General features: G+C 46.1%; 9 protein-coding genes. 6 read left to right on the top strand and 3 right to left on the bottom strand.

From position 1 onward, the window contains the following. Nucleotides 1–14 precede the first annotated feature (14 nt). From QUF19_RS21575 to QUF19_RS21565, 3 genes are all read left to right on the top strand, one after another. A complete protein-coding gene (locus QUF19_RS21575; protein ID WP_286303243.1) occupies nucleotides 15–3,107 on the top strand; it encodes a tetrathionate reductase subunit A in 3,093 nt (1,030 codons plus the stop codon). 503 nt (nucleotides 3,108–3,610) lie between these two features. Continuing rightward, complete coding sequence (locus QUF19_RS21570) at nucleotides 3,611–4,252, top strand: c-type cytochrome (RefSeq protein WP_059017575.1); 642 nt, start codon at nucleotides 3,611–3,613, stop codon at nucleotides 4,250–4,252. A gap of 9 nt (nucleotides 4,253–4,261) precedes the next feature. After that, complete coding sequence (locus QUF19_RS21565) at nucleotides 4,262–5,323, top strand: c-type cytochrome (RefSeq protein WP_286303242.1); 1,062 nt, start codon at nucleotides 4,262–4,264, stop codon at nucleotides 5,321–5,323. A 178-nt stretch (nucleotides 5,324–5,501) separates the two neighbouring features. Here the strand turns inward: QUF19_RS21565 and QUF19_RS21560 are convergent, their stop codons facing one another. Beyond that, complete coding sequence (locus QUF19_RS21560) at nucleotides 5,502–6,431, bottom strand: LysR family transcriptional regulator (RefSeq protein ID WP_004732134.1); 930 nt, start codon at nucleotides 6,429–6,431, stop codon at nucleotides 5,502–5,504. 26 nt (nucleotides 6,432–6,457) lie between these two features. Then, complete coding sequence (locus QUF19_RS21555; protein ID WP_010431662.1) at nucleotides 6,458–6,898, bottom strand: Lrp/AsnC family transcriptional regulator; 441 nt, start codon at nucleotides 6,896–6,898, stop codon at nucleotides 6,458–6,460. A gap of 141 nt (nucleotides 6,899–7,039) precedes the next feature. Between QUF19_RS21555 and QUF19_RS21550 the strand changes: the two genes are divergently transcribed. Continuing rightward, nucleotides 7,040–7,624, top strand: coding sequence for a LysE family translocator (locus QUF19_RS21550; protein WP_010431665.1), 585 nt, complete (start codon nucleotides 7,040–7,042; stop codon nucleotides 7,622–7,624). A 56-nt stretch (nucleotides 7,625–7,680) separates the two neighbouring features. Here QUF19_RS21550 and QUF19_RS21545 read toward each other — a convergent pair whose 3' ends face one another. Beyond that, the gene (locus QUF19_RS21545) at nucleotides 7,681–8,070 is read right to left on the bottom strand and encodes a DUF1294 domain-containing protein (protein WP_286303241.1); all 390 of its coding nucleotides are present in this window, start codon (nucleotides 8,068–8,070) and stop codon (nucleotides 7,681–7,683) included. 477 nt (nucleotides 8,071–8,547) lie between these two features. Between QUF19_RS21545 and pulA the strand changes: the two genes are divergently transcribed. Continuing rightward, nucleotides 8,548–12,090 carry a pullulanase-type alpha-1,6-glucosidase gene (pulA, locus tag QUF19_RS21540; RefSeq protein ID WP_286303281.1) on the top strand — a complete coding sequence of 1,181 codons (3,543 nt, stop codon included), beginning with the start codon at nucleotides 8,548–8,550 and terminating at the stop codon, nucleotides 12,088–12,090. 244 nt (nucleotides 12,091–12,334) lie between these two features. Next, a complete protein-coding gene (locus tag QUF19_RS21535) occupies nucleotides 12,335–14,101 on the top strand; it encodes an alpha-amylase family protein (RefSeq protein WP_286303240.1) in 1,767 nt (588 codons plus the stop codon). Nucleotides 14,102–14,111 lie beyond the last annotated feature (10 nt).

Genomic DNA, 14,111 nt, shown 5'->3' with positions numbered 1-14,111 from the left:
TCTGAGGAGTCATCATGGATAACAAACGTCGTCAATTTTTGAAAACAGGCCTTGCTGCCGGTGGTGTTGGAGCTTTTGCTGCAGGTTATGCGACAACCACAAAACACATGGTTCACGGTGCTATCAACGGTACTGCCGGTAAGAAAACCAATCACATCCACCACGGTAATTCGTTAGAGACGGAATACAATGTCGATGAGCAAGGTAAGATCTCGCCGAATCCAAACCAACGCGTTGCACCATCAATGTGTTTTGGTTGCTGGACACTGTGTGGCTTGCGTGTGCGTATCGATAATCGCAACGACGAGATCTTACGTATCTCAGGTAACCCGTACCACCCGCTATCAAGTGATCAGCAAATCCCGTTCGAAACGCCTGTAAAAGAGGCCTACATTGGCTTGTCTGGTGAATCAGGCATCAATAATCGCTCGACAGCCTGCGCCCGCGGTAACGGCATGTTAGAGATTCAAAACAGTCCATACCGAATCACTCAACCACTCAAACGCGTAGGTAAGCGTGGTGAAGGCAAGTGGGAACCGATCAGCTACGAACAACTTATCTCTGAGATCACCGAAGGTGGTGACTTGTTTGGTGAAGGCGAAGTCGAAGGTCTACGTTCGATTCGCGACATCGAAACACCACTTGATCCGAACAACCCTGAATACGGACCAAAAGCTAACCAACTGCTTGTGACCAATGCCGGTAATGAAGGCCGTGACGACATCTTGAAGCGCTTTGCATTTAACAGCTACGGTACTCGCAACTTTGGTCACCACGGCTCTTACTGTGGCTATGCGTTCCGCGCAGGTTCAGGTGCGATCATGAATGATCTAGACAAATTCTCGCACTTAAAGCCTGACTTCAACAACGCAGAGTTCATTCTTTTCATCGGTATGTCTCCAGCTCAAGCGGGTAATCCGTTTAAGCGCCAAGCAAGACAACTGGCTGAGGCTCGTACCAACGGAAAACTGAGCTACACCATAGTGACTCCGAGCCTTCCTGCAGGATCTTCAAGCCTTGCTGCGGGCGATCGCAACAACTGGCTACCGATCAAACCGGGCACCGATTCAGCATTAGTACTGGGCATGATCCAATGGATCATTGAGAACCAACGATACAATCACGACTTCTTGTCTCGCCCAAGCGCACAAGCGATGCAGAAAGCAGGCACCACCCATTGGTGTAATGCATCTCACCTTGTGATCAGTGACGAAACACACCCACAAAACGGGCGCATGCTTCGTGCATCGGATATAGGGTTGCTAGAAACAGGCGAACCGATGTCTGACGATGATGGATTTGTTGCACTTGATGTGACAACGTCACTACTTGCATCAAATGTTCAGGTCGATGAGGCGGCGTTGTTTGTCGATCAAGACGTAGAAATCGATGGTCAGACCGTTCGTGTTAAGTCTTCTCTACAAAGATTGAAAGAAGAAGCCTTCAAATATGACCTTGCTTACTACAGCGAGCAGTGTGAAATCCCACAAGACCAAATTATTGCGCTGGCAAAACGCTTCACTAGTTACGGTACAAAAGCAGTCGTCGATACTCATGGTGGTAACATGCACACCAACGGCTTCTACAACTCGTTCTCTATTCTGATGCTGAACGCGCTGATCGGTAACATCAACGCAAAAGGCGGGGCGATGGCTAAAGCGGGTGGCTACCCAACTTCTGTTGCAGGCCCACGTTACGACTTTACCAAGTTCAAGGGTAAGACTAAGCCACAAGGCGTGTTCTTGTCTCGCAGCAAATTCCCGTATCACAAGACCAGCGAATACAAACGTCGCGTTGCGGCCGGTGAATCACCTTACCCAACACGCGCGCCGTGGTATCCAATATCAGCACCGCTTTTAACCGAGCATTTATCAGCTGCAATTGATGGCTACCCTTACCGCGCAAAAGCGTGGATCAACCACATGGCGAATCCACTTTATGGCGTTCCGGGTTTAGACAACCTATTAGGCGAGAAGCTTAAAGATCCAAAGCAACTGGGTTTGATCGTCTCTATCGATGCCTTCATCAATGAGACAACAGCATTATCGGATTACCTCGTGCCAGACACCGTAACCTACGAAAGCTGGGGCATGGCAACACCGTGGCATGGCGTCGCGACCAAATCGATCACCGCTCGCTGGCCGATAGTTGAGCCTAAAACCTCACGTACTCAAGACGGACGTGCCATCAACTTAGAAAACTTCTTTATTGATCTGGCGAAAACTCTCGACTTGGGTGGCTTCGGCGACAACGTAATTAAAGACAGCCAAGGTAACTGGCACGGTATTCATAGCGCTGAAGATTTCTACCTTCGCTCTGCAGCTAACTTGGCATTCGCAAAAGGCGGTGTGCCGAATGTAGACGCTGAAGATATCGTTTGGTCTGGTCTAGAGCGCCTAGTGCCTGTGATGAACAAAACGCTTAAACCAGAAGAGATGCTCAAAGTGGCGTACATCTTTGCGCGTGGCGGTCGTTTCGAAGACGCAACCAATGCCTACACAAATGAAACCATGAAGTACAAATGGACCAAACCACTGGCTATTTGGAATGAAAAGCTTGGTACCTCTCGCAACACCATCAGTGGCGAGCAGTACATGGGTTGCCCGACTTGGTATCCACAAAAACTGGCAGACGGTACGCCATTGGCTGAGCAGTTCCCAGTAAAAGAGTGGCCATTTACTCTGACTAACTTTAAGTCCAACATTCACAGTGCGGTATCTAACTTGTCACCACGCTTGGAATCGATTAAAGGCGTAAACCCTGTTTACATTCACCCTCAAGACGCCTCTTCAGCGGGCATCAAAACCGGTGACGTATTTGCTATTGAAACACCAAGTTCAACCACACACGCGTTGGCGATGGTGATTGATGGCATCAAACTAGGAACATTAGGCTTTGAACACGGCTTTGGACACAAAGAGCTCGGTGAACGTGCACACTGGATTGGTGACACACAACAACCAGTGAAGATGAAGTCAAACGATGGCGTTAACATCAATGATATTGGTTTAATTGACCCGACGAGAGAAGGCAAAGGCGTCATGTTGGATTGGGTTGTAGGCGCAGCAGCAAGACAAGCGCTTCCGGCTAAGATCTACAAAGTCTAATCAGTGACCCAATACCTATCTCTAATCATTTCTGAATAGGAACGCAACAGAGCAACTTCGTCATTTGAGGTTGCTCTGCTTTTTTAACAGCCAAAACATCGGCAGCATACAATCCGCAACATCCAATCTAAGCCTCAACATTCAATCCAACCCGCAACATTCAATCTAACCCGCGAACTCTCTTCACTTCTATTCTCTTGTCTTCTCTTCTTTTCACCGTAACTTTTTTAGCCAGCCTCCATAAAGCGGCTATGCTTATACAATCGGTGCCATAAAAGAGCCTTAACAAGCAGTTACACCGAGGCGAACATGGCAGTTCCCTTGCATTTCGTTAACGGCAGTTAGATTCGCCTATCGAAATTCACATCAATACCATTATGGTGATTGAGGTTATTAATGTGAGACTTACCTCAAGTTCCAAGTGAATTAATGTGGAAATCCACAATAGCGCGAACATCCAATTATGTCGAAAATGCGTGCATTACAACCAATAGCGACGCCTCATGATTAAGCTGAACATAAAAACTCAAACTCTAACGCTTTGCATCGCTGCTCTGGGAAGCCTTTCTTTATCCGGTTTTGCACAAGCAGCGCCTAATCCAATGCCAGAAGCCGCAGAAACCTGTAGCGGTTGCCACCAAGCCGACGGGAAAGGCATGCCCAACATCGCCCCTATGCTTGCAGGGCTCAATGCTGACTACCTAGAACATCAACTGGTCTTATTCTCAAGTGGTGAGCGTCAAAGCGCGATCATGAAAGGGATGGCGGATGGTGTGTCTGATCCTGCGATTCGTCGTGAAGTTGCCGAGTACTTCGCTTCGCTTCCTTCTTATGAATTCACTGATTTAGAGCAGCGCGGCTCTCAGGCAGATATTGATAACCCTTATCGTAAGCTTGTATTCCAAGGCGATTGGGATAGAAACATTCCAGCTTGTGCAACCTGTCATGGGCCAAGTGGTATGGGCGTAGACAAGTTCCCACGCCTAGCGAGCCAGCACGCCGACTACATTCAAACTCAGCTCAACGCTTGGAAAAACGGCACTCGTAAGGGTGATGATTTGAACATGATGGGCAATATCGCCGGTAAGTTGACCGACGATGAAATCAAAAACCTGTCTTACTATTTCGCATCTTTCCGATACTAAAGGGCTCGCATGAAAACATTACTCTTAATTACCGCAACCCTTGCTTCTGGAATCGCTTACGCCGAAGGTGAGTTGCCCGATCGCCAAACCGAACTGCCAGCTGTTGAGAAACCTCAAGATAACAAATATCTGGTGCCACGAGACTTGGTCGATATTCCTGCAGGGGAGTTTGGCGACAAAGTAAAATTGGGTTATTCGCTGTTTGTCGATTCACAACAGATGCGTGGTACGTTCGTAGGCAATGAACAAAACTGTGTCAACTGCCACATGCAAGCGGGCATGAAGGCGAATGCGGCGCCTCTATGGGGAGCGTATATGGCCTACCCTGCTTACCGTAAGAAAAATGACAAGGTAAACAGCTACGCAGAACGTATCCAAGGCTGTTTTACTTATTCAATGAATGGCCTGCCACCAGCAGTAGGCTCAAAAGAGATGGTCGCGCTCACGGCTTATTCATATTGGCTAGCGATGGGCGGCATCTTAGACAAGAACGGCATGCAAGACACGCCTGTTCCTGAGATCAGCGATGCCAATTTACAAGTCGGAGGAAAAGCAGATAGCTTCCCTCTTCCTGAAGAACTGCTAAGCAAATACCCAATCGATGACCGCAGCAAGTTGGCAGGGCGAGGCTACCCTAAGATTGATAACCCTGAACAAGAGCCGTCAATCGCTCGTGGTGAAAAGGTTTACCAAACCAGCTGCCAAACCTGTCATGGTCAAAATGGTGAAGGTATTAAAGGGGCGGATGGTCGCTCATACTTACCGCCACTTTGGGGTGAGAATTCGTTCAACTGGGGCGCAGGTATGCACCGAGTGAACACCGCCGCGTACTTCATCTACGAAAACATGCCGCTTGGAAAAAGCCAACAGCTTTCAATTCAGGATGCATGGGATGTGGCAGCGTTTGTAAACAGCCATGAACGCCCACAAGACCCACGATACAAGGGTGATGTTGCAGGCAATGCTAAGCGTTACCACAACCACCAAGGTTACTACGGTAAAGAAGTCGACGGTCATGTATTGGGTTCAAAAGCGTACCCAAGTGGCAAGGAAGCGATTCACGAGCACTAATCTCGAATCAAGAGACACTCTTTTCGAGAACAAGAGACAGTTTTTCGATAACAAGAACCGCTCACGCCAGCTATAGCTAAGCTTTACATTGTAAATCAGTTATAACCGGAAGAATAAAAAGGAGCCAGATCGTGTGACGATCTGGCTCCTTTTTTAGTTTGAATTATTAGAAACACAACTAACCTTGCTGCATTTTCTCCCAAATGGTCGGAGAGCCAATATAATCTTGAACCGTAGTGATGAACTCTTTGACCAGTTTGGTCTGCTTACGGTGCGGATAGACAGCGTAAATCGCGGTATCGATTGTAGAAATCGGATAATCCGGAAGCAACGTAACCAAGCCAAGTTCTTTCATTGAGGCATATAGATTTGATTGGTCAAGGAACCCATAGCCTAAGCCATCTTTTACGCAAGAGACCATAGTGCGAACATCACTCACCTTATAGTTGCCACGAATCGTTAGGCTCTGGAAAGTGTTGCCATGCGGCTCTTCACTGATTCTCAGATGATCGACCGTCATATCACCATTGGTATAAATCACAGCGGGTAATGCGAGCAAATCTTGTGGCGTCTTAGGTTCACCATGCTGCTTCACAAAGTCGTTCGAGGCAACCAACATAAAGTTACTGTCTGCAATCTTCTTGGCAATCAAATTCGATTCAACAAGCTTGCTGAAGCGAAATGCGATATCAAACTGCCCTGCGATAATGTTGGCGATCTTGTCGTCCAATGACAGCACGATCTGAACATCCGGGTACTTTCTCATGAACTGCGTGATGATAGGTTGCAGGTATTGCTGACCAAAATAGATCGGTGACGTAATTCGTAGCACACCTTTGGGTTCAGACTGGTATGAATCAGCAATGCCTTGGATCTGATTGATGGTGTCTTTCAGCACATAGGTTTGCGCGAGAATATCTTCCCCTGCCGACGTCAACGAAAACGAGCGTGTAGAGCGATTAAGCAACTGCACACCTAAGTCTTGCTCAAGCTTTTTTATCTGTTTAGAGAGTGATGAGTTGTCCATATCATGCAAGGTTGCCGCTTTGGTAAACGACCCTTGTTGAACCACATCTAAGAACAATAACAACTGATTAGTATTTGGCACTGCGCCTCTCCTGAAATAAAACTCGACTAGCGTTCGTCTTTAGGGGTGTCCATCACAACCATAGTCGTAATAGATTGCACCTGAGCACATTCCCCAAGTACATCGGCATGAAACTTCTTATAGCCCGGTAGATCTTTGGTTTCTACCCTCAGCAAATATTCGTTAGCACCGGTAATGTTGTGGCACTCCACCACCTCTTTTTCCATGCTGACATGCTGTTCAAATTCTAGCTGAGCCGATTTGCTGTGGCTCGATAAACCTATCGAAACGTAGGCAATAAAACCAACGCCCATTAAGCCGTTATCCAGAACCGCGCGGTAACCTTGGATGATCCCTTTGCGCTCAAGATCCTGTACTCGCCTTAGGGTCGCAGAAGCCGACAATCCAATTCGTTCTGAAAGCTCAATGTTGGAGATTCTGCCGTCCAATTTAAGCTCTTGCAATATCCTTTCGTCAAATCTATCCATAGGTACTTATTATTGTGCATTTAGTGATAATAAGTGAAATAAAAGCACATAATTGCCTCACTTTCCACCTACTATGTTTCTCAACACGTGAAAGTCATGACCGGTCAGTCACTTCGTTCATTTTATTGCAGGAGAACCATTATGCCTTTAGAACAACTTAGCGCCCTAGCCTTGTTTGCGTTTGTCTCGACCTTCACGCCGGGCCCAAATAACATCATGCTCATGACATCAGGTGCCAATGTTGGCTTTGCCCGCACTATTCCGCACATGCTTGGGATAGCTCTGGGTTTTGCAGCCATGCTGTTGTTGGTTGGTTTCGGCTTAATGGGCATTTTCAACGCTTATCCTGTTTCTCACCAAATATTGAAGTACCTAAGCCTGACTTACCTTGTGTACCTAGCAATTAAGATTGCATTGAGCGGCAAAGCCAAAAGCACCGAGGCTTATAAGCCCATGACCTTCATTGGCGCGGCAAGTTTTCAGTGGGTAAACCCGAAAGGTTGGTCAATGGCACTGACTGCGATTTCTGTTTATAGCAGTGGCAGTTCATGGTGGGAGCTTGCGATCATCGCCGCGATATTCACACTAGCTAACTTGCCATCCGTGACCTTCTGGACGGCAGCAGGCAAGCAACTGCAACACTGGCTAACAACACCAGTACGTATCAAGAGTTTCAACTATGGCATGGCGGGATTGCTGTTAGCATCAACGATTCCAATGCTCTAATCGAAGAGTTTCCTATCTTGTGATGGTTAGTACACACGTGCTAGCCATTATTATCGTTAAAGATATCCAATAATCTCACTAACCCAACGACCAAATATAGCCTGCCCACTTGGGGTTAACGTCCACACAAACGACGCTACATTAATTGCCATAGTCAGCCAATAGATAGCTCTGAACGGCTGTTTTTGCGTTTTATGGCGCAGCTTATCTTGAGCAATCAAAGCCCCCAACCAACCACCAGCAACAGACAAAATGTGCAGCGTTTTCTCAGGCACACGCCAATTGCCATTGATCGCCGCCCTCTTATCCTTTGCATACACAAAAAACGTCACCAATCCGATAGCCAAATACCACACCAACAGCGCTTTCGAACTTTCTACAAACAACGCGGATACCGCCACCAGAACCAGATAGGTGATGGCGATTTGAATAGATGAAGACAACATCAACTCCTTTTGGGTAACAGCTCACATACTGTAGCAATTACGCCCTGTAAATTTAAAAATACTAATAATTGAGAATTAGTACCGACTTTTTTCCAGATAAAAAATAACCTTGGCAAAAAAGGAAACCAAGATCACATTAATAAGGATGAGTTATCATCCTTAGTCACTACTCCTACCCTCTACGCCTGCCGTTAACTAGCTGTATTTTATGAGCTATTGAGCCAAAAAAAATAGGTTTACCTTCCTAAAAACGTGATTTTGTCACTGAGTTTTTTATATTTATCAAATTTAAAAAACTTTATACATAAGTGTCACAAATGGCTTGTGGTTAGAAGTATTACGATATCCACCTTAATAAAAAAAACATGGATACCAAACGTGAATACAGAAAAACGTAAAGAGGCTAGATACTTCCAACGCTCGGCTTTAACCAAAGCAATTCTACCTGTTCTAACCGCAACAATCGTTAGTGGTTGTATGAATACAACACCAGAAAACAACGGATTATATGACGCTGGCGAAAACGAAGTCGTTGTTTACTACAAACGTGATGTCGCGGCTGCGAGCACGTCTAACTCGACCTATGATGGCTGGGGGTTGCACCTTTGGAATGGCGAAGGCTGCACCAGCACCGACTTAATCGCGATGGGTCTCAGCGAAACCGGTACCAACTGGGAAGCGCCATATGAATTTGACGGCATTAGCGATACCTACGGTGCCTACTATGTGTTGAAAGTCGATCCGGATGCTTCTGACCCGCATAAATGCATGAACTTCATCTTACACAATGGCGACGAAAAAGCGTTTGGTAGTGCCAATTCGAAAATCGAGTTAACCAAGCTTGGTGATTCGCAAGGTGTATTCGGATTCCATGGCAGCAGCGAGTTGTACTACGACCCAATCTCAGAGCGCCCAGTGAATATTGATGGACAAAAAGCACATTGGTTAGACGCGACCACCATTGCTTGGGAAGCCGCTAGCAATGCCGATTCTGTAAAACTCTTCTATGCATTAGATAACAGCATCACGATGAACGACGACAAAGAAATTGTCGGCGGAACTGCAATTGAACTAAGTAAAGACGGGGAGCTATCTTCTGAATTGAAAGAGCGTTTCCGCCACCTTGCAAGCTTACCTGCCCTTGCTATCGATGTTGACGACAATACTTTACGTACCATCTTAAAATCTCAGATAATTTTTGTTGCCTACAATGCTAATGGCGATGTTATCTCTTCAACTGAGGTTCAAAAACCTGGTGTGCTTGATGCGGTATTTGCTAGTGAAGATGCTGGTAATGCAATGGGTGAAGAGTTAGGCGCGATTGTTGAAGGCAGTGCGGCTACTTTCAAGCTTTGGGCACCAACAGCGCAAGATGTTGAACTTGTTCTATACAGCGAAGATCTGCAAAGTTCACAAGTGATCCCGATGACGGAAAGCACTGAGACGGGCATTTGGGCGACTGACGCAGTTTCTAATGCAGTCAACAGCTACTATCGTTACCAAGTGAAGGTTTACCACCCAACCACAGGTAACATTGAAACTCGCCTAGTAACCGACCCTTACTCACTTAGCTTATCGAAGAACTCTGCATACTCTCAAGTCATCGATCTTGATGATTCAGCATTAATGCCTGAAGGTTGGGTTGGATACGAACGCCCTACTGTAGAGAAAGACGAAGACCACGTGCTTTACGAATCACACCTTCGAGACTTTAGCTTCAGCGACACTCTAGGTAAAAAAGAATGGAACGGCAAATACCTAGCGCTTACAGAAGCAGATCGTGAGTCGGTCAAACACTTACAAGCTTTGCAAGATGCGGGCTTAACGACGCTGCATATCTTACCGGCATTCGATATCGCTACCGTTGATGAAGATGAAGCGAACCGTGTCGATATCACCGACACCGTTGGCAAACTGTGTGATGTAAAACCTGCTGCCGCCTTGTGTGGAAACGAAGACGAAAATAAAGTCATCAAAGATGTACTCGATGGTTATGATCCTTCAACAGGCGATGCACAAGCGTTGATGAATGACCTGCGCATGCTGGACAGCTTCAACTGGGGCTACGACCCATTCCACTACACGGTTCCAGAGGGCAGTTATGCGACAGATCCAAATGGTTCTAAACGTATTCTCGAATTCCGTCAAATGGTGAAAGCCACGCACGACATGGATCTTAAGCTGATCATGGACGTGGTATACAACCATACCAACGCATCTGGCGTGAACGATAAGTCGGTACTGGATAAGATTGTCCCTGGGTACTACCACCGTCTTAACGTGAACACAGGTGGCGTCGAAAACTCAACCTGTTGTGACAACACTGCGACTGAAAACCTAATGATGGGTAAATTGATGGTCGACTCACTTAAGGTGTGGGCTGACGATTATAAAGTGGATGGTTTCCGTTTTGACTTAATGGGCCACCAACCAAAAGACGTGATGGTAGAAGCTCTTGCTGAAGTACGTAAAATCGACGAAAACACCCTGTTCTACGGTGAGGGTTGGGACTTTGGCGAAGTAGCCGATAACGCACGCTTCGATCAAGCAAACCAAATCAACATGGCAGGCACTGAGATCGGTACATTCTCGGACCGTCTGCGTGATGCTGTACGTGGCGGTAGCCCATTCGATGGCGGTGTCGACTCAGAAGGCAACCACCCACTTCGCTTTAACCAAGGCTTTGGTAACGCAGCGATTGCCAACGAAGAAACGAAAGTCGATCAAGACTCGATCAACGGTCGTTTACACAACCAAGATCTTGTTCGTTTAGGCATGGCAGGTAACCTCGCAGAATACGTACTGATTGATTACAAAGGCGATACCAAACTGGGCAAAAACGTTGACTACAACGGCGCACCCGCTGGCTACACCAAGATGCCTTCAGAGAACATCTCTTACGTTTCAAAACACGATAACCAAACGCTTTGGGATAACAACGCTTACAAGATCGCTGCAGGTACTAGCTCTGCAGAGCGTGCTCGCATGCAGTCTGTATCGCTTTCTACCGTAATGTTAGGCCAAGGCATACCATTCATCCATATGGGTTCTGAACTGCTACGCTCTAAGTCTATGCAGCGCGACTCTTACGATTCAGGTGACTGGTACAACCGCGTAATGTTTGATGGCACTGACAACAACTGGAATGTTGGCTTACCACGTGAAGATAAAGATGGTGCTAACTGGGATTTGATCAAAACCATCATTGCTGACAGCACCGCTAAACCAGACGCAGACGACATTGAGCTGACTAAGCAGCAGTTCCTAGAGCTATTAAAAATCCGTAGCTCAAGTGAACTGTTCCGCTTAGACACAGCAGACGAAGTTATGAAGCGTGTCGACTTCCGCAATGTTGGTGAAGATCAAGTCGAAGGCTTAATCGTGATGTCTATCGATGATGGTGTATCCGCAGGTACAGACCTCGATCCAGCGAACGATGCGATTGTCGCGGTTGTAAACTCTACCAATGAATCTCAATCATTCAAAATCACAGGAGCTACGGGGTTTGCTCTCCATACCGTTCAACAGAGCTCCGCTGATGACACAGTGAAAGGCGCAAGCTTTACCGCTGAAACCTTCACTGTACCTGCATTAACCACAGCAGTATTTGTGCAAGCTCAAGGCGATGCACAAGGTGTCGGTCTACCGGTCGATAACTCTGATAAAGATGTGTCTAGCATTCCTCCATACGGCCAAACAACGGTTTACGTTCGTGGTGCTATGAATGATTGGACACCTGTTGATGATTGGGCAATGAGCTTTATTGGCAACGGTGTTTACTCTGTAACGTCCACTTTAGAAGTGGGCGACTATGGGTTCAAGTTTGCAGATGCTGATTGGGTATCACCTAACTTTGGTTGTGACTCTGTTGAACTTGCAGATGGCTCTATCAACCTTGGCACTGGTGGTAACTGCCAATTGAGCGTAACTGAAGCTGGCAGCTACACATTCACTCTGAATGCGATTCATGAGTTAAACAGCAGTGTGGATAAGGCCGTGGTTTCTGTGGCCAAGCAGTAAGCTTTACAGAACAAAAACTAGGTTTAGAGGGAGGCATTAAGCCTCCCTTTTTCTATGTTAGCCCTTATGAGATAGAAGTGAAGCTAGCCTCACAGCATCCTATTTTGAGCAGCAGTTCACATACCTCAGTAACTACGCCCTAAATTTCTCAATTAGGGAGGATAAAGCTGCATTCCGATTGAGCTAGCCTCCTAGCTAACAGAACAAAGGCCTACATCTCTACTTCACAAGATGGAATATAAGTATGTACAACAAGAAACATTCAATCTATCAAGTCTTTACACGTTTATTTGGCAATCAAAATACACAGAACATACCTTGGGGCACCATTGAACAAAATGGTATCGGTAAATTTAGTGACTTTACGGATAAAGCCCTAACTGAAATTAAAGAGCTTGGTATTACTCATATTTGGTACACCGGTGTACCACACCATGCTTTGATCAACGATTACAAAAACATTGGTGTATCTGATGATCATCCTTGTGTCGTAAAAGGCCGAGCGGGCTCACCTTATGCGGTCAAAGATTACTACTCAGTAAACCCCGATCTTGCTGATGACCCAGCAAAGCGATTGGAAGAATTTGAAGCTTTGATCAAAAGAAGCCATGACAATGGTCTGAAGGTGATCATAGATATCGTCCCTAACCACATTGCTCGTAATTACGAAGGTTTGAATAACCCTGAAGGCATCAGCGATTTTGGCGATCAAGATAAAATAGACGTTGAGTATCATCGTAACAACAACTTCTATTACATCCCTAACAGCTCATTCGAACTGCCAGAAATCGACCCTGCATTCGTTCCACTTGGTGGTGAGCAACATCCAGCTTTAAGCTCCCCTTTCCTTGAAGCCCCAGCCAAATGGACAGGGAATGGATCTCGCTTAAGTAAACCGAACTTTGATGATTGGTATGAAACTGTAAAAATTAACTATGGCTTGCGACCAGACGGCTCAAAAGATTTCCCTGAACTACCAAATGACTATGCCAAGCGTGATCACCTAGATCACTATCACTTCTGGCAGCAAGTTGATGTGCCGAATTCATGGATTAAATTTCGAGACATCGCTTTATATTGGTTAGAAAAAGGGGTGGATGGGTTCCGTTATGACATGGCTGAAATGGTACCTGTCGAGTTCTGGAGCTACCTCAACTCTTCAATAAAGATGAAAAACCAAGAAGCTTTTTTAATAGCTGAGGTATATCAACCGGATTTGTACCGAGATTATATTCACTTAGGTAAAATGGATTACCTATATGACAAAGTTGATCTTTACGATGGTCTGAAAGCAATTATGCAAGGCAAGGCTTCAACAGCAATCATCCCCGAGATCCAGCATCAAATGATGGACATTGAACATCACATGATGCACTTCTTAGACAACCATGATGAACAGCGTGTCGCTTCTCCAGAGTTTGTTGGCAACCCACAAATCGCAAAACCAGCAATGTTGGTCAGTACACTATTGAGCAGCTCACCAACGATGATTTACTTCGGACAAGAAGTCGGAGAACCTGGCGCAGAGAACGCTGGCTTTGGTCAACCCTCCCGCACGTCCATATTTGATTATATCGGCGTACCTCAACATCAGAAGTGGATGAACGGTGGAAAATTCGATGGTGGGCAACTCAATGAACAAGAAAAGCAACTTAGAACCTTCTATCAACGGTTGATGAAATTTGCCCTCGAGCATTCATCGATGACCGGGAAGTACTTAGATTTACATCAATCCGGTCAGCTAAGTGATTCGATTTACGCTTTCTTGCGCTTTAATAAAGAAGAACTGGTTATTGCAGCTACCAACTTCAGTCAAAGCACTACGGAAAATATTCACCTAAAGGTTATCGCAGAGGTTATTCAAGAGTTAGGAATCGTAGATGGAAACTATGCAGTCAACGAGCATATTGAAGGCATCCAACAGCTGACACTATCTGTTGAAAACGGCGTTGGTTGCTTAAATGCTGAACTAAAACCTCTAGCAGCCCTGGCATGGGTATTGACCGTATAACCGACCATTC

The sequence above is a fragment of the Vibrio sp. FE10 genome (assembly GCF_030297155.1).
GTDB classification, from domain to species: domain Bacteria; phylum Pseudomonadota; class Gammaproteobacteria; order Enterobacterales; family Vibrionaceae; genus Vibrio; species Vibrio apostichopi.
The sequence above is the reverse complement of the archived record's forward strand: the minus strand, read 5'-3'. Positions and strand labels throughout refer to the sequence as shown.

What these genes read in the sequence shown, in the direction of transcription:
- QUF19_RS21575 (WP_286303243.1), top strand. Translation starts at nt 15, where the DNA reads ATGGATAACAAACGTCGTCAATTTTTGAAAACAGGCCTTGCTGCCGGT.
- QUF19_RS21570 (WP_059017575.1), top strand. Translation starts at nt 3,611, where the DNA reads ATGATTAAGCTGAACATAAAAACTCAAACTCTAACGCTTTGCATCGCT.
- QUF19_RS21565 (WP_286303242.1), top strand. Translation starts at nt 4,262, where the DNA reads ATGAAAACATTACTCTTAATTACCGCAACCCTTGCTTCTGGAATCGCT.
- QUF19_RS21555 (WP_010431662.1), bottom strand. Translation starts at nt 6,898, where the DNA reads ATGGATAGATTTGACGAAAGGATATTGCAAGAGCTTAAATTGGACGGC.
- QUF19_RS21550 (WP_010431665.1), top strand. Translation starts at nt 7,040, where the DNA reads ATGCCTTTAGAACAACTTAGCGCCCTAGCCTTGTTTGCGTTTGTCTCG.
- QUF19_RS21545 (WP_286303241.1), bottom strand. Translation starts at nt 8,070, where the DNA reads ATGTTGTCTTCATCTATTCAAATCGCCATCACCTATCTGGTTCTGGTG.
- pulA (WP_286303281.1), top strand. Translation starts at nt 8,548, where the DNA reads ATGAATACAACACCAGAAAACAACGGATTATATGACGCTGGCGAAAAC.
- QUF19_RS21535 (WP_286303240.1), top strand. Translation starts at nt 12,335, where the DNA reads ATGTACAACAAGAAACATTCAATCTATCAAGTCTTTACACGTTTATTT.